The organism is Streptomyces sp. NPDC094448, assembly GCF_044763775.1.
Lineage (GTDB): Bacteria > Actinomycetota > Actinomycetes > Streptomycetales > Streptomycetaceae > Streptomyces.
Window position 1 is genome coordinate 205,437 of record NZ_JBIWGU010000004.1, and the last position, 14,404, is coordinate 219,840.

16 protein-coding genes are annotated in these 14,404 nt (G+C 70.6%); 11 read left to right on the top strand and 5 right to left on the bottom strand.

Annotated elements, in window-relative coordinates:
- Nucleotides 1–256: 256 nt before the first annotated feature.
- Both ACIQ9E_RS09550 and ACIQ9E_RS09555 read right to left on the bottom strand, forming a co-directional pair.
- Nucleotides 257–418, bottom strand: coding sequence for a hypothetical protein (locus ACIQ9E_RS09550; protein ID WP_403704555.1), 162 nt, complete (start codon nt 416–418; stop codon nt 257–259).
- Entirely contained in the window at nt 415–702 is a 288-nt protein-coding gene (locus tag ACIQ9E_RS09555; RefSeq protein ID WP_403704557.1) for a hypothetical protein, read from the bottom strand. Before ACIQ9E_RS09555 ends, ACIQ9E_RS09550 begins: the two co-directional genes overlap by 4 nt.
- 764 nt (nt 703–1,466) lie before the next feature.
- Here ACIQ9E_RS09555 and ACIQ9E_RS09560 point away from each other — a divergent pair.
- The 3 genes from ACIQ9E_RS09560 (at nt 1,467) to ACIQ9E_RS09570 (ending at nt 3,711) form a co-directional block, all read left to right on the top strand.
- On the top strand, nt 1,467–1,718 hold the full coding sequence (locus ACIQ9E_RS09560; protein ID WP_403704560.1) for a GntR family transcriptional regulator: 252 nt from the start codon (nt 1,467–1,469) through the stop codon (nt 1,716–1,718).
- Nucleotides 1,719–1,951: 233 nt separating this feature from the next.
- Entirely contained in the window at nt 1,952–3,025 is a 1,074-nt protein-coding gene (locus tag ACIQ9E_RS09565) for a helix-turn-helix domain-containing protein (protein WP_403704563.1), read from the top strand.
- Nucleotides 3,022–3,711, top strand: a complete 690-nt coding sequence (locus ACIQ9E_RS09570; protein WP_403704566.1) for a YdcF family protein — start codon at nt 3,022–3,024, stop codon at nt 3,709–3,711. The genes ACIQ9E_RS09565 and ACIQ9E_RS09570 overlap by 4 nt, the downstream gene beginning before the upstream one ends.
- Before the next feature lie 21 nt (nt 3,712–3,732).
- On the opposite strand, the gene ACIQ9E_RS09575 is transcribed toward ACIQ9E_RS09570, so the two are convergent.
- A complete protein-coding gene (locus tag ACIQ9E_RS09575) occupies nt 3,733–4,149 on the bottom strand; it encodes an NUDIX hydrolase (protein WP_403704569.1) in 417 nt (138 codons plus the stop codon).
- Nucleotides 4,146–4,805: an NUDIX hydrolase gene (locus ACIQ9E_RS09580; RefSeq protein WP_403704572.1), complete on the bottom strand. Its 660-nt coding sequence runs from the start codon at nt 4,803–4,805 to the stop codon at nt 4,146–4,148. Before ACIQ9E_RS09580 ends, ACIQ9E_RS09575 begins: the two co-directional genes overlap by 4 nt.
- Nucleotides 4,806–5,249: 444 nt before the next feature.
- Between ACIQ9E_RS09580 and ACIQ9E_RS09585 the strand changes: the two genes are divergently transcribed.
- From ACIQ9E_RS09585 to ACIQ9E_RS09610, 6 genes are all read left to right on the top strand, one after another.
- A complete protein-coding gene (locus tag ACIQ9E_RS09585; protein WP_403704575.1) occupies nt 5,250–5,759 on the top strand; it encodes a nucleoside-diphosphate kinase in 510 nt (169 codons plus the stop codon).
- Nucleotides 5,760–5,843: 84 nt separating this feature from the next.
- On the top strand, nt 5,844–6,146 hold the full coding sequence (locus ACIQ9E_RS09590) for a hypothetical protein (protein WP_403704577.1): 303 nt from the start codon (nt 5,844–5,846) through the stop codon (nt 6,144–6,146).
- A gap of 153 nt (nt 6,147–6,299) precedes the next feature.
- Nucleotides 6,300–6,881 carry a hypothetical protein gene (locus ACIQ9E_RS09595; protein ID WP_403705200.1) on the top strand — a complete coding sequence of 194 codons (582 nt, stop codon included), beginning with the start codon at nt 6,300–6,302 and terminating at the stop codon, nt 6,879–6,881.
- Nucleotides 6,863–7,765 (top strand): hypothetical protein, encoded by a 903-nt coding sequence (locus tag ACIQ9E_RS09600; RefSeq protein ID WP_403704580.1) that lies wholly within the window; start codon nt 6,863–6,865, stop codon nt 7,763–7,765. The genes ACIQ9E_RS09595 and ACIQ9E_RS09600 overlap by 19 nt, the downstream gene beginning before the upstream one ends.
- Nucleotides 7,766–7,790: 25 nt before the next feature.
- Nucleotides 7,791–9,224 carry a hypothetical protein gene (locus tag ACIQ9E_RS09605; RefSeq protein WP_403705202.1) on the top strand — a complete coding sequence of 478 codons (1,434 nt, stop codon included), beginning with the start codon at nt 7,791–7,793 and terminating at the stop codon, nt 9,222–9,224.
- A gap of 133 nt (nt 9,225–9,357) precedes the next feature.
- A complete protein-coding gene (locus tag ACIQ9E_RS09610) occupies nt 9,358–10,095 on the top strand; it encodes a class I SAM-dependent methyltransferase (RefSeq protein WP_403704582.1) in 738 nt (245 codons plus the stop codon).
- A gap of 75 nt (nt 10,096–10,170) precedes the next feature.
- Here the strand turns inward: ACIQ9E_RS09610 and ACIQ9E_RS09615 are convergent, their stop codons facing one another.
- Entirely contained in the window at nt 10,171–10,626 is a 456-nt protein-coding gene (locus ACIQ9E_RS09615; RefSeq protein WP_403705205.1) for a hypothetical protein, read from the bottom strand.
- 82 nt (nt 10,627–10,708) lie between these two features.
- Between ACIQ9E_RS09615 and ACIQ9E_RS09620 the strand changes: the two genes are divergently transcribed.
- The gene (locus tag ACIQ9E_RS09620) at nt 10,709–11,398 is read left to right on the top strand and encodes a GntR family transcriptional regulator (protein ID WP_403705208.1); all 690 of its coding nucleotides are present in this window, start codon (nt 10,709–10,711) and stop codon (nt 11,396–11,398) included.
- 170 nt (nt 11,399–11,568) lie between these two features.
- The gene (locus ACIQ9E_RS09625) at nt 11,569–14,247 is read left to right on the top strand and encodes a glycosyltransferase (RefSeq protein WP_403705211.1); all 2,679 of its coding nucleotides are present in this window, start codon (nt 11,569–11,571) and stop codon (nt 14,245–14,247) included.
- Nucleotides 14,248–14,404: the final 157 nt, after the last annotated feature.

Here is a 14,404-nt window from a genome sequence, read left to right on the forward strand (position 1 = left end):
GGATGGGGCCCGGGGTCCGGTGGGAGTTGAGGCTTGGGCTTTCCGTGTTTGCCCATGTCGAGCCGGCGCTCGGTAAGCCGGTAGATCCCCAGAGGCGGGAAGAGCACGACCCTGGGAGGGTTGTCGGCGAGCGCGCACGGCGTGCAGAGGAGGTCGCGTCCTTCGGGGGTGATGCGCGCGGTGGTGACGGGCTCGCGCCAGCAGGCCTCGCAGTGAGTGACGTCGGTGGGGCTGCGCGGTAAGTCCAGGCTGAGGATCATGTCCGGTCTCCGAGTGGGCTGAGGGCGTCGGTGATGTGATCGGGGCAGGTGATCTGCCCGGGGTGCACCTCGACGGGCGCGGCCGTGTTCCGCCCGCAGATGCAGCAGTGGGCGGTGACGGTCTCCGGGGCTCGGACGAGGAGTCCTTCGAGGGTCACCCGACCCACGTCCAGGCAGGTCCGGGCCGGGAGGCGCGTACGGCGACGGGCTGAGCGAGCCGGATCCCGTACGGCGCGATGACCAGCCGCCGCCGGGGTGGGCGCGGGGTGTTGGCCTGGTCCCGGAGGATGGCCTGGGCCTGTTCCTTGGTGGGGCTGGTCCAGGGCCGGGTCCACGGATCCGGGCGAGCCGGTGCGGCCACCAGGACGACCACGGTCCGATTCGGGCGCCGGTCGAGGAAAGCCCAGAGACGGGCGAGGGCCGTGACGATAGGGTTCCGCATACGACGGATCAGCTCCTCTGCAAGCTGGTCGGTTGAGCCCCGACGGACCGTTGCACCGGTCTCTCGGGGCGTTTGTGTCTACGTGGCTTGGGTGGTCCCGGCCCCGTGCCGGGGGTCGTCTGCGAGGCCGGGACCGGTGTCCCGTACGCGGGGCATTTGGGGCTGCGGCGCGTACGGGAGCCTTCAGCGCCTCGCGCGAACTCTGCGGGGGCGGGGGCACTCGGGGTGCGCATACAGGGAGGGCCGCGCGCCGGACGCGGAGAACCCGAGCATCACGAGGTTCTCCTCGGACCGCTCGACCGGCCGGTCGCAGTAGACGCAGTACTCCGACATTGAACCGGGCACGGAGCCCGGACTATTGGCCATGATCGTTCCCGTTACCGGGGCCGCTGCCGGTACACCGGTTCGGGGCGTGCGACGGAGGCGGCGATCGTGGAAGGCGCAGGCACCTCCACCGCCGGCCCGGGGGGTGTTTCGGTGCGAATCGGGTCCGGGCATACCGGCCGGCCGCACTCGCACGGCGGCCAGGCTTCCACCGGAGCGGCCGGGTCCAGCGTCACCCCGGGGCCGGGACTGCTCAGCCCGGTCCGGTCGTCAGTACGATGCATGCGTCGACTCCGTTTCAGTCGGCCAGACCCCCGAGCCCTGCACGGCTGCGGGGGTCTCGCATTGTCTATATATACCGCAGTTCACCGCGGTTAACCGCAGTTAATGGCAGTCGACCGCGGTCGCGCGGTCTGCTGCGGTTACCTAGCGTCAAGTACATGAAGCACGAACTTGATCGCACCCGGCCCATCTGGAGACAGATCGCCGAGATCATCACCGACCGGATCGCGAGCGATACCTATCCGGTCGGAAGCCGAGTGCCACCCGTCGTCGAACTGTCTGCCGAGTTCGGAGTGGCCACGTCGACCGTGCAGAAGGCGTTCCTTCACCTGAAGCAGGAGGGGATCCTGCGGGGCGAGGTCGGGCTCGGCACCTTCGTGACTGCCCTGCCCGAAACCCCGGGCCGCTGACCGGACGAGGTCGATCAGTGCGGTGCGGCGGGCCGAAGAGCCCGTCGTATGGCGCAGGTACCCATGGGCATGGACCTCACCGGCCTCACGATGCTCCGTGATGCGTTGTTCCATGCACTGAGCGTCCCGGCAACCGCGCGGCCTCGAAATGACCTTCTGTTGCACTTTCGTTGCACTTCCAGCCCCTCAGGTACGCCCGGCGTGCTTCGATACGCGACGGAGGGAGGCAGCCCGTGGTCAGTGTGCAGCAGTGGACCGGCCGAGAGGCCAAAGCTCTGCGCTCGGCACTCCGGATGAGCACCCGTGCCTTCGCGGAGCATCTGGGCGTGGCGCTGCGTACTGTGGCCAAATGGGAGAAGCACGGAGCAGACACCCACCCGCGCCCAGACACGCAGGCCATCCTCGACACGGCTCTCGCTCGCGCCGACGAGGCTTCGCACGCGCGCTTCGAGGAGGCGTTGCACGGTCGGCGGAGTATCCCTTCCGTCGACCACGAGGCATGGGCAGAGGATCTCGACCGTGCCATTGTTTGTCTTAGTCACCAGCGGTTCGCCTTCGCCTCGGAGCTGCTGAACCGATGGCTCAGCCGTCACGATCCGCGCGTCCTCGACGACAAGGATGTCTATCTCTACGGCCGTTCTCTCGTCCTCTTGGGAGACTTACAACGCGACCAGGGTGCCATCTTCGGTCCGCTCTCGGCACGCCAGTCGTACCTGCGCGCGCACAGCCTGTTCCTTGACCTGGCCATCCCCCGTCGTACGGCTCAGGTTGAGCTCTCCCTCGCCGTGGTTACGGAAATGGCCGGACAGCTTGAAGCCTCGGCCCGCCAGTACGAGCAGTTGGCCACGGACGAGCGCCTCAGCCACCGAGACCGGGCCCGCGCCCGTCTCTGGGTGGGAACGGCCCTCAGCAAACGCGGCGACAACAAGTACGCCACCCAGGTCATGCAATCCGCTATCAGGGACTTTGAGGAGCTGGGAGAGCCCGAGGACTGGTCGGTCGCCCACCAGAAGCTCGCCCTCGCCCATCGTGGGGTGGGCGACCTCGGCCAGGCCCTGCACTACATCGACACCGCCCGCTCGACTGGATCCGTCGACTCCCCCATGCAGCGCGTCAGGCTGGACACCGCGTTTTCGCACATCCTTCTGTCCGACCCGGCCACCCGTGATGATGGGCTGACCGTCCTCGACAACGCGGCGTGCATGGCATCCCAACACGGCCTGAGCCACCAGTTCCGCAGTATCGAGGGGATCCGGCGGTCCTACGACGACCCGCGGGCCCTCGTGTCGAGGCGAAGGCAGCCATGACCGAGGGAGTCCCCGTGCCGGACCGCGCAGAGCGCACCATCACCGACGAGCAGTGGAACGACGCCGTGCTGATCTGGCGCTATCACCTGATGGGCCACGAGGTCCGGCCCTGCTCGGCGGCCATCGGCCTGGGCAGCCATGACCTCGGTGTCGCCACCGCCACCGCCGGCCTCTACCGCGCCGGCCTCTTCCCCGTCGTCGTCTTCAGCGGCGGAAACAGCCCGACCACGGCGGCCCGTTTCCCGCGCGGTGAGGCAGTGCACTACCGGGAGCACGCTCTCGACCTGGGTGTTCCCGACGCGGCGATCCTGCTGGAGCCCAGGGCCGGGAACACCGGCCAGAACATCGCCCTGTCCCGCGAGGTGTTGTGCAAGGCCGGTGTGGAGGTCGAGTCGCTGCTCCTGATTTCCAAGCCGTACATGGAGCGCCGGTCCTACGCCACATGCCGCAAGCTCTGGCCGGAGGCCGAGGTCGTCTGCGCCTCCGAGCCGCTGGAGTTCGACGACTACATCAAGTCCATCGGGGACGAGAAGCTCGTCGTCGACATGCTCGTGGGCGATCTGCAACGGGTCATCGAGTACCCGGCACTCGGCTTCGCCGTCGAGCAGGAGGTACCGGGAGATGTCCATGATGCGTACGAGCGACTCCTGCGCGCCGGCTTCGACAGCAGGCTCATCGGCTCCTGACTGCCGCCCCACCAGGAACGGCTACCCGTCCCCCAGCTCCTCCTCCAAATACCTCTGCACCGGCTCGAAGAGGCCGTACGGGACGTACTCCGGGATCTCCTTCAGGCCGACCCACGCCAGCTCCGCCAGGTCCTCCGGGTCGCCCACGCGTTCCGTGCCGCCCAGGACGCCGCAGGCCGTGTAGGTCATCAGGCGGCCCGTCGCCGGGTGGACGCGTTCGCCCAGGGGGTGGAGTGCGGAGACGTCGAGGCCCGTCTCCTCGCGGGCCTCGCGGAGGGTCGCCTCCGTGGGGGATTCGCCCGGTTCGATCTCGCCGGCCGGGAACTGCCAGGACAGCGAACCCTCACTTCGGCGGCGCCTGACCATCAGGACCCGGCCCTGGTGGACGATGACCGCCGCCGCGATGCCCGGTCGGATATCGGGCTCCTGTTGCGTCATTTCGGTTCCTCCAGGACGGCAAGAACGGGTGGGAAGATCGTATGGGCGGGAATGAACCGGGGCACTGAAATGATCGGCACCCACATGACGTCGACGTTTTCGTCGGCGTCGGAGTTCGTGGCCTCGCCCGCCAGATATTCACAGAGGAAGTATTCACAGAGCACGCTCGTCACGGGATGCAGCCGGTCGCCGAGCCGTCGGCGGACCGCGCAGTGCACTCCCGTCTCGTCGAGTGTTTCCCGTACCGTCGCCGTCTCCGGACGTGCTCCGGGTTTGACGACACCCGCCGGGAATTGCCAGGTGATACCACTCGCATCCGTGTCCCTCCGGCAGACCAGCAGTACCTCCTGATCGCGAATGACCACCGCGATCGCCACCCGCAGCGCCTGCGCCCCGGAAGGGCCCGGCACATGGCTGCCACGTTCCCGGGAGATCAGCAGGGCAAACCGCTGCCGCACAGTCGATACGGCCTTCTCGTGAACCGTGTCGAGAAGCTGCTGCATTTCCCGGCGGGGTACCACATGGGGATCCGAATGCCAAGAGGCCACCGTCCGCACGCCGATGCCCAATTGCGCGGCGAACTGCTCATTCGTGAGCCTCAGTGACGCCTGTAAGAGACAGGCGTACCGGCCGTTCCAGACGTCGATCACATCCATCGCCGCCCCCTCCGCCCCCTGGGTGTTCCCGCTGCGGGAACATCCGCACTGAAGGTGCACTACGGCTGCACCGGCGCTGCATGGTGGGGCCGGAGGCGTATCGGGAAGAATGGCGGTCAGCGGGACGGGTGATCGTGTGGGATGCCCGTCCTGGAAACCCTCCGGAAGATCTTCCCCAAAGCGAACAAGAACGCCTGGCGGCCTGTAACGCCAGTAACGGTAAAGAGTTTAAAGGAGTACCCATGGACGGTGGCCCGTCCGGTGCACAGTGGCCGGAACGGGCTCCCCGTTCGCTCCGGTATTCCACTGCTTCGATCATGGGATATCGCGCGAACGGGTGTTGACTCGGTCGACAGTTCGGGTGAGGTTCCGCCGGTAGCCTCGATACCGGACGGTCGTCCTCCGGCCGTCATCCGCAAGGTGCTGGAAATCGAAGGGACACCCATGCCCCAGGATCGGGAACATTCCGTCGAGCGCACACTCGTTCTGCTCAAGCCCGACGCACTCGCACGCGGAGTCGCGGGACGCATCTTCGCGCGATTCGAGGACGCCGCATTGAAGATCGTGGGCACCAAGATGGTCTGGATGGACGAGGAGTTCACCCGTCGCCACTACTTCGACCTGGAGGAACGGCTCGGCCCCGAGGTCTACCGGCTGACCGATGCCTTTATGCGGCAGGGGCCGGTGATCGCCCTGGCCCTCGAAGGGTTCGACGCGATCGCCACCGTACGGAAGCTCGTCGGAAGCACTTACCCGAACGAGGCGCCCGCGGGCACCATCCGCGGCGACTTCTCGCACTACAGCTCGGCCGCCAGCATCGCCTCCGGAAAGGCCGTGGCCAATCTCGTGCACGCCTCCGGCAACAGGGCGGAGGCGGAGCAGGAGGTCGCCCTCTGGTTCGGGAAGGAGGAGCTGCACGACTACCGGACGCTGGCGGAGATCTACACGTACTGACCGGTCGCCTCCGGCCGTCACCCCCGGGGCGCCGGAGCGTTGAGCCGCATCGGTGAACACCCCCGCTGACGTCCGAGAGGGACCATGAGCGACCAGAGAAACCGTCCGGCCTCCACCGCCGGGCTGGAGGCCGTCTTCCGGCGCGAACTGCCTGCCGACCGGTGGGCCGCGGCCGAGACCGCCTACGCCCTGGCCGTGCTCCACCGCGAGCAGGGCGACTGGGCCGCGTCCCGGACATGGGTACGTCAGTGCCTGAGGCTGCTGGACGGCTTCCCGGAGGAGACCGAGGAGCAGATCGCCACCCGCCGGACCGCGGTCGGCGGCGTACCGCTTCCCGGTCTTCTGCACGAGGGCGTGGTCCGGGCCCGCTTCGGCGACCCGGACTGACCCCGCGTACGACCCGTACGACACAGCCCCGCCCCGCCCGACGCACACCCGCCGCACCACCCCATTGGCGCCTGCCGGACCGGCTCCGGACCCCGCACCACCCCCGAGCCGGCCCGGTGGCCCGTCATGCCCCAACGAGGAGGCGATCACACCGTGCCCGTCGAGATCGAAATGCGCGCCCGCTTCAGCCCCCACGCCCATGACCGGCTCGTCGGCCGGCTGCGGCGCGACGGCGAGGATCTGGGCCCCGACGACAAGCGCATCCACTTCTACGTACTCCCCGACCGGCTGCTGAAGGTCACCGAGAACGTGTCCGTCCGCACCGCGAAGGTGAGCCTGAAGGACAGCCGGATCGGCCGTGGCCCCGCCTTCACGGAGACCGAGTTCGCCATCGCCCCGGCGGACGTGGACACCGCCGTACGCCTGCTCGACGGCCTCGGCTTCGCCGCCGCACGGCACGAGGCCTTCACCCGGCGCCACAACTTCCGCTACGACGGCGTCGAGATCGCGGTCAAGTGGAGCGAAGCGTGGGGGCATCACGCCGAGTTCGAGGTCCTGCTCGAAGACGACGCGCCGGAGGCCGCCCGTACCGCGGCGGTGGAGCGCATCACGGGCGTGGCCGCCGGACTGGGCGTCGAGCTGATGACCGAAGCAGAACTGGCCGAGTTCACCGCCGCCTTCGAGGCCCGGGAGCAGGAGCGCAAGGAGAGCGAGCGGTGGCCCGCAGGCACCTGACGACCGACCCCACGACCGCGTACGACCACCGCGAGGGTACGCCCGCCGGGGCACCCGCCTCACCGGGCCTCCGGGAGGGTACGCCCGCCGGGGCACCCGCCTCACCGCCCGACAGCCTCGTCGCCCTCGCCGCCCGCGGACAACTGCCCCCGCACCAGTACCCGGACCGGCCCACGCTCGACTGGATGGCCGCCCACCGGCCCCGCCCCGGCCCGTCGTCCCACCCGGTGCCGCGACCCGCGACCCGGGCCCTGATACGGCGGTCGGCGACGCCCCCGCACTGGACCGCGGAACCCCGGCTCGCCGACTCCCTCCACGGCATCCGCCACGCCATGCGGACCGCGGCCATCGCGGGCGTCCTCGCCGAGGCGAACGGCCTGGACGCCGCCGATACCGCGATCGCCGTCGTGGCCGCCGCGGTCCACGACTGCCGCCGCCGCCACGACCGGGACGACCCCGGGCACGGCGAGCGGGCGGCCCACTGGCTGACCGCCCGCGCCGGCGAGGTGTGGGCCCACTTCGGCCTCCCGGCCCCGGCGCCGCACGCCGTCGTCCGGGCCGCCACCGCCGTACGGCTGCACGACGTCCCGTACGAGGACTTCGCCCCCGGAAGCGGCGACAGCGGCCGGAGCCCGTACAACAGCACCCCGTACGAGGAACACCGCGCCGTCTGCGACCTCGTCAAGGCCGCCGACGCGCTCGACCGCTACCGGCTGCCGAAGGCCTCCTGGTGGCCCGACACCCGCCGGGTCCGGCAACCCGCCTTCGACACCTTCCGCGCCCTCGCCTTCGATCTCGTCATCGGCTCCGAACGGGCCCGGCTCGCCGGAGCGGACAGTGCCGACGCCGTCCTGTCCGTGCTCGCGGAGAAGGACATCGCCTGATATGACCGACTCCACGATCAGGACCATGAAGAAGACGACGCATACGGACCCGCACCCGGCGGCCGGGCCGGAACTCCTGGACGCCTACCGGCCGTGGGCCGATGCCCACGTCTTCTTCGACGCCGCCGGAATCCCCTTCACCGGCCCGGTGGACGGCCCGCTCGCCCGCCGGTCCGCCGCCTGGGAGCGGCGGCTGCACGAAACACCCAACGGCCATCTGCTCCGCCGGAACGCACTCTTCGACGCCCTGCGCGGCAGCAGCCGGCTGCATCTCCTCCACGTCACCCACGCCCTGGAACAGATCAGCCGCCAAGGCGTCCTCTACCCGTCCGGCGGCTGTCTCGTCGGCAGCGTCTACTGCGCGCCGCTCACCCCAACCGATCGCGGTTACCGGATGCACAACCTCGCCGAGTACATCCTCACCAAGGAGGCGCCCGCCGGACTCGCCCGGCTCGGCGTCACCGACCGGGCCCCCACCCCGCTGATCTTCGAAATCGACCTGCCCCCGCAGGCCTACCGGGGGCTCGCCGGGGTGGACTACCTCCGGCTCGGCCTGATCCATCTGGGGATCTACCGGCATCTGGAGTATCTGCTGAGCGCCGCCGAACGACACCGGCTGCGGGACGCGGTGGTCGCCCGGGTCCGTAACTCCGCGGTCTTTCTGGCCACCGCGGCGGCCGTCGCCCACCAGGGGTTACGGATCGGTGCGGCACCGTTTCTGCGGATGCTGGTCGACGCCGTACCGCGGCTGCCCATCCTCGGCTACCTCTACTTCGAGGCGCTGTCGGAGTATCTGATGCTCCACTCGACGTCCCGGCAGACCCGGCACCTCGCCGACCTCGGCGAACTCAACAACCGGCTCTACAAGGACGTCCTGTTCGCCTCGTACCCGGGCACGGCCGGGAAGTTCGACCTGGCCGTCTTCCACCCCGGGCCGGAGCAGCTGCCGGGTCTGCTCCGCCCGATCGACCCGACCGTCGACCCCGGCCACGCCGCCGACTACCTCGTCGAACGCATCAGCCATCTCGTCGCGGCCCGGCTGATCGCGCCCGGTGAGGTCCCCGGCGCCTGGCACCACACGCGCTGGGAGTTCGACGCCCTCACCCCCCGCTTCGGTCCGCTGCTGGGCCATCTGATCCACCGCGAGCTGCGCACCTTCGGCCGCTATCCGGACTTCTACTTCTACTTCGACCAGTACAAGGCGCTCCAGGCCTGGAACTACTGGAACCACATGGACATCGTCGCGCCGTTCAACGGCACGATGCCCAAGGGGGAGGTGGGCATCAATCCGGCCTACCCCCACCTCGGCCACCGCGTCTGGCGGGCCGAGCGGGACGACACCGGGCACGTGCATCCGGTCGAACAGCTTCCGCTGACGATCGCGCCCCGGCTGGTGGACATCAAGTACACGCTCATGCGGAACAACCAGTGGGCCGCTCCGGCGTCCAGCGCGGCCTGAGAACACGGCGCCGTCCGCAGCCGAGAGCCCCGGCGCGCCCCGGCACCGCCACATACCGGCACCTTCACCCACCGGCACCTTCACCCACCGGCACCTTCACCCATCGGTATCGACTCCTTCCGGGAGAACCCTCATGCGCTCCTTCGGCACACCCGCGGCCGACGGCCTCGGCGAACAGATAGCCGCCACCCTCGCCGACCCGGCCACCACCCACGGTCTCGCCCGCGCCCTCCGCGCCACCGCCCGCGAGCTGGAACTCCACCGCCACCACCTCGCCGGACGCCGCTCCCGGCCCGACGGCCGGATCGCGCACCGGCCCGCCCGGGTCCAGATCGGCGGCGGCGGACACCGCATCGGGGGCTTCTTCAACATCGACGCGGCCCCGCCCGCCGATCTCCTCTGGGACGTCCGCGAAGGGCTGCCGCTGTACGACGACTCCGTCGAGCTGCTCTTCTCCGAACACTTTCTGGAGCACATCGACTACCCCCGCTCGGCCAAGCGCTACGCGGCGGAGGCGCACCGGGTGCTCGCGCCGGGCGGGCGGATCGTCACGGGGGTCCCGGACGCGGCGTTCGCGCTCGGCGGCTACTACGGGCCGCTGGACCCGGTGGCGGAGACCATGCGGCGCTGGTACGGCCGCCGGGACTGCCGGCCGCATATCAACACCCGGCTCGACCTGGTGAACCTGGTCTTCCGCGATCAGGACGACGATCCCCACTACACCCCGCATCTGTGGGCGTACGACCACGAGAAGCTGGTGCAGCTCTTCACCGAGGCCGGGTTCGGGGCGGTGGAGCCGTGGGACTTCGACGAGGCGCTCGCGAATCCCAAGCGGCGGTGGGGGAGCGTGTATGTGACCGCGACGAAGTAGCGGTACGGGGCGGGGGCCGCCCCCTCGGCTCCGTACCGCTCCCTCGGCTCCGTACCGCCCCTTCGGCACACGCTGCTACCCGAGCGGTTCCACCTCCACGAACCGCCGCCCCCGCTCCCCTCGGTACAGCAGCGCGTCCCAGCCGCCCGCCGCGTCCAGGGCCGCCACGCAGGCCCGCAGCCGGGCGCCCGCCTCCGTCGGGGCGCCGCTGCCGGGCGGGCCCAGCCACTCGATGTGCGCGGTGCCGGGGCGGGGGCCGGACGAGACCCGGTAGCCGGTGGCGGCGCGCTCGCCCGCGGGGGTCAGCGCGGACGGCGGGATCCCCGCCGCCTCCAGGGTCAGGGCCACGGCCCGGACCGGCTGCCCGCGTTCCCAGGCGGCCGGGGCGGAGCCGCTGATCCGGCGGATCTGGAGCAGCCCCGCATAGGCGGTACGGACCTCCTCGGCCCGCGCCACCTCGGCATTCGTACCGCCGGCGGTTCCGGAAGCCACGACGCCGTCACCGGTCGCCGGTTCGAAGACCTCACCCATCGTCCACCACGACCCGCTCACCTCTTCCTCACCCGGGGCTGGCCTATCGTTGCCGCAAACCCCCGTGAAGGAGAAGCCCACGATGCCCGGTTCCGGCGGCACCCCGGTCACCCGCAGCACCCTGCGGCAGCAGATCGCGGACGCGTTGCGCGACGAGGTGCTCGCCGGACGCCTTCAGCCGGGGCAGGAGTTCACGGTCAAGCAGATCGCCGACCAGTACGGAGTCTCCGCGACGCCGGTACGGGAGGCGCTGGTCGACCTGTCGGCGCAGGGGCTGCTGGAGTCGGACCACCACCGCGGTTTCCGGGTCCACCAGTTCACCGTCGACGACTACCGGGACATGGTGGAGACCCGGTCGCTGGTGATCGACGGGATAGTCCAGCACGCCCGCCGCGCGGGCCGTACCCGGGTCAACGCGGCGACCGTCGCGCCGGTGCGGCGGCGCGCGGAGGAGGCGGACCGGGCCGCCCGCGGCGGGGATCTCGACATCCTGATCGGCTACGACCTCCGGTTCTGGCGTGAGCTGGGCACAATAGTTTCCAACCGCTACATTTCGGACTTTCTTCACCAGTTGCGGGTGCAGATCTGGGTCTTCGCGATGCCGCATCTGCGCATCGAACCCGAGGTCCGGCGCTGGCTGTTCACGGGGTACGAGGAGTTGGTCGACGCGCTGGTCTCGGGGGAGGTCGACGCGGCCCGCGAGGTGCTGTGCGCCTACAACGACCTGTCGCTGAGCTGGGCGGCCCGGTTGGACGAACGGTTGTCGTCATGAAGGACAGCGCGAGGGACGGTACAAGGGACGACAGCGCGAGAGGCATCGAAAGAGACAGCGCGAGGGACAGCGCGAGGGGCATCGATAAAAACAGCGCGAGGGACAGCGCGAGGGACGGTGTGGTGACCGCCGCCGAGGGGCCCCGCGACACCGCCGCCGACCGTGGAACGCTGCCCGCCCAGGGCCGGCGCAGCGCCGACGGCGGGATCCGGCTCAGCGTCGTCGTCCCCGCCTACAACGAAGCCGAACGCCTGCTGCCCACCCTCCACGCCGTCCGCGACCATCTCGACGCCGCCCCCGGCCGCTGGGGCTCCTGGGAGCTGATCGTCGTCGACGACGGCTCCACCGACGACACCGCCGCCGTCGCCCGCGAAGCCGCCGCCGGCGACCCCCGCATTCATGTCGTCACCAGCCCCGAGAACCGCGGCAAGGGCCATGCCCTGCGCCAGGGCGTCCTCGCCTCGTACGGCAGCCGGGTCCTCGTCACCGACGCCGATCTGGCCACCCCCGTCGAAGAACTGGACCACCTCGACACCCTGCTCACCGACCGGGACGCGTCCGCGGTCATCGGCTCCCGCGCCCATCCCGACTCCCGGATCGACGTCCACCAGTGGCGCGGCCGCGAGTGGCTCGGCCGGGCCGGGAACCTGCTGATACAGGCCGTCGCCGTACCCGGGCTGCGGGACACCCAGTGCGGCTTCAAGCTCTTCGACGGCGAACGTGCCCGCGCGGCCTTCGCCGCCTCCGTACTCGACGGCTGGGCCATCGACGTCGAAATCCTCCGCCACTTCCGCCGCTCGGACTGGCCCGTGGTGGAGGCGCCCGTGCGCTGGTCGCACCGGCCTGGATCCAAGGTGCGGCCGCTGGACTACGCCCGGGTCCTCGGCGAACTCGTCCGGCTGCGGGCCGCCGCGCCGGACCGTACCGGCCTCCGTACCGACTCCCGTACCGGCCTCCGTACCGGCCTCCGTACCCGTCTCCGCACCCACCTCCGCACCGACCTCCTCATCGGGCTGCTGTTCTGCCTGGTGTCCCTGGTCCTCTACCAAGACCTCTGGGCCGATCTCGACCGCGGCTATCTCGCGGACGCCGGCCAGGACCAGAACCAGTGGGAGTGGTTCTTCGCGGTCACCGCCGACAACGTCGTCAACCTCCGCAACCCCCTTTTCAGCCATGCCCAGAACGCCCCCGACGGGGTGAACCTGATGGCGAACACGGTGATGCTCGGTCTCTCCCTGCCGCTCACCCCCGTCACCCTCCTGCTCGGCCCCACCGTCACCTGGGCCATCGTCCTCACCTTCGGCCTCGCCGCCACCGCCATCGCCTGGTACTGGCTGATCGTCCGCCGGATCACGGGACCCGCGGCCAGAGCCCGGTCCGGATACCGGGCGGGTTCCCGGGAATCCCGGGCGGGTTCCCGGGAATCCGGGGCGGGTTCCCGGGAATCCGGGGCGGGTTCCCGGGCAGGGGCACAGGGAGCAACAGGAGGGAACGGCCACCGCTGGGCCGCCGCCCTCGGCGCCGCCGTCGCCGCCTTCGCGCCGCCGATGATCTCCCACGGCAACGCCCACCCCAACTTCCTCGTCCTGTTCGTGATCCCCCTCCTCATCGACCGGGCGCTCCGGCTATGCGAGGGCCGCCGGGTGGTCCGCGACGGGATCGTGCTCGGCCTGCTGGCCGCGTACCAGATCTTCATCGGCGAGGAGCCGCTGCTGCTCGCCGCCATGGGCATGCTGCTCTTCGCGCTCTTCTACGCCCTGCTGGACCGCGAGGCCGCCCGCCGCTCCTGGCGCCCGCTGCTGCGCGGCACCGGGATCGGGCTCGCGGTCTGTCTGCCGCTGGTCGCCGGGCCGCTGGCCTGGCAGTTCTTCGGGCCGCAGAGCTATTCGGGGGTGCTGCACGGCTCCGAGACGTACAACAGCCCCCGCGCCTTCCTCGAATTCGCGGGCCGTTCGCTGCTCGGTACGGACGAGCGCGCCGACCCGCTGGCGATGAACCGCACCGAGCAGAACGCCTTCTACGGCTGGCCGCTGATCGCGCTGATCGCGGGCATCGTGATCCAGTGGTGGCGCCGCACCCTCGTCGCCGCGCTCGCCCTGACCGCAGGGGCCGCGGCGCTGCTCTCCCTCGGCGCGGAGATCCCGGTCCCGCTGACCGACCACACCGTGCCCGGCCCGTGGACACCGCTCGGCAAGGCACCGCTGTTCGAGGCCGTCATCGAGTCGCGGGTGGCGATGATCTGCGCGCCCGTGCTCGGCATGATCCTGGCCGTCGCGGCCGTACGGCTCGCCGGGCAGCCCCGCCGGGCGGTACGGATCCTGGGCGCGGCGGCCCTGGCCGCGGCGCTGCTCCCCATCGTGCCCACCCCCTATCCGGTACGGGAACGGAACACCGTCCCCGCCTTCGTCACCGACGGCACCTACCGCGACTACCTGGGGCCCGGCGAGTCGATGGTGATCGTGCCGCTGCCGAGCCCGGGGGATGCCGACGCCCTGCACTGGCAGTCCACGACCGGCTTCCGCTTCCCCATTGCCGGGGGCTACTTCATGGGTCCCTGGGGCCCGGACGACCTCGGGATCTACGGAGCCGTACCCCGCCACACCGCCAACCTCCTGAGTGATGTGCGCCATTCCGGAAAGATCCCGGACATCGGACCGCTCCAGCGCGAACAGGCCCGCGCCGATCTCCGGGACTGGCGGGCGGGCGTGGTCGTCCTGCCGCCGCAGTACAACGAGGATCCGCTCCAGGAAGCGCTGGAGACGCTGCTGGAACGGCCCGGCCGCTGGGTCGGCGGAGTGCTGGTGTGGGATGTGGGAGACCTGGTGCCCGGCGGACAGCGGCCCGGCTGAACGGGCCGGTGCGGCATGAGTGGGGGAGCGGGCGGGTACGGACTCGGTCCGGGGTACGGTTCCCGGCGGCCCCCGGGGCTCCGGCTCCGGACCGGTCCCGGGGCCGTACTGCACACCGGGCCCGGCGCCGCATAGTCTGGTGCGCCGCGCCGCCCCC

Excerpts from the sequence above, each read along its gene's own strand:
- ACIQ9E_RS09555 (WP_403704557.1), bottom strand. The coding sequence starts at position 702 with ATGCGGAACCCTATCGTCACGGCCCTCGCCCGTCTCTGGGCTTTCCTC.
- ACIQ9E_RS09560 (WP_403704560.1), top strand. The coding sequence starts at position 1,467 with ATGAAGCACGAACTTGATCGCACCCGGCCCATCTGGAGACAGATCGCC.
- ACIQ9E_RS09570 (WP_403704566.1), top strand. The coding sequence starts at position 3,022 with ATGACCGAGGGAGTCCCCGTGCCGGACCGCGCAGAGCGCACCATCACC.
- ACIQ9E_RS09575 (WP_403704569.1), bottom strand. The coding sequence starts at position 4,149 with ATGACGCAACAGGAGCCCGATATCCGACCGGGCATCGCGGCGGCGGTC.
- ACIQ9E_RS09580 (WP_403704572.1), bottom strand. The coding sequence starts at position 4,805 with ATGGATGTGATCGACGTCTGGAACGGCCGGTACGCCTGTCTCTTACAG.
- ACIQ9E_RS09585 (WP_403704575.1), top strand. The coding sequence starts at position 5,250 with ATGCCCCAGGATCGGGAACATTCCGTCGAGCGCACACTCGTTCTGCTC.
- ACIQ9E_RS09590 (WP_403704577.1), top strand. The coding sequence starts at position 5,844 with ATGAGCGACCAGAGAAACCGTCCGGCCTCCACCGCCGGGCTGGAGGCC.
- ACIQ9E_RS09605 (WP_403705202.1), top strand. The coding sequence starts at position 7,791 with ATGAAGAAGACGACGCATACGGACCCGCACCCGGCGGCCGGGCCGGAA.
- ACIQ9E_RS09610 (WP_403704582.1), top strand. The coding sequence starts at position 9,358 with ATGCGCTCCTTCGGCACACCCGCGGCCGACGGCCTCGGCGAACAGATA.
- ACIQ9E_RS09615 (WP_403705205.1), bottom strand. The coding sequence starts at position 10,626 with ATGGGTGAGGTCTTCGAACCGGCGACCGGTGACGGCGTCGTGGCTTCC.
- ACIQ9E_RS09620 (WP_403705208.1), top strand. The coding sequence starts at position 10,709 with ATGCCCGGTTCCGGCGGCACCCCGGTCACCCGCAGCACCCTGCGGCAG.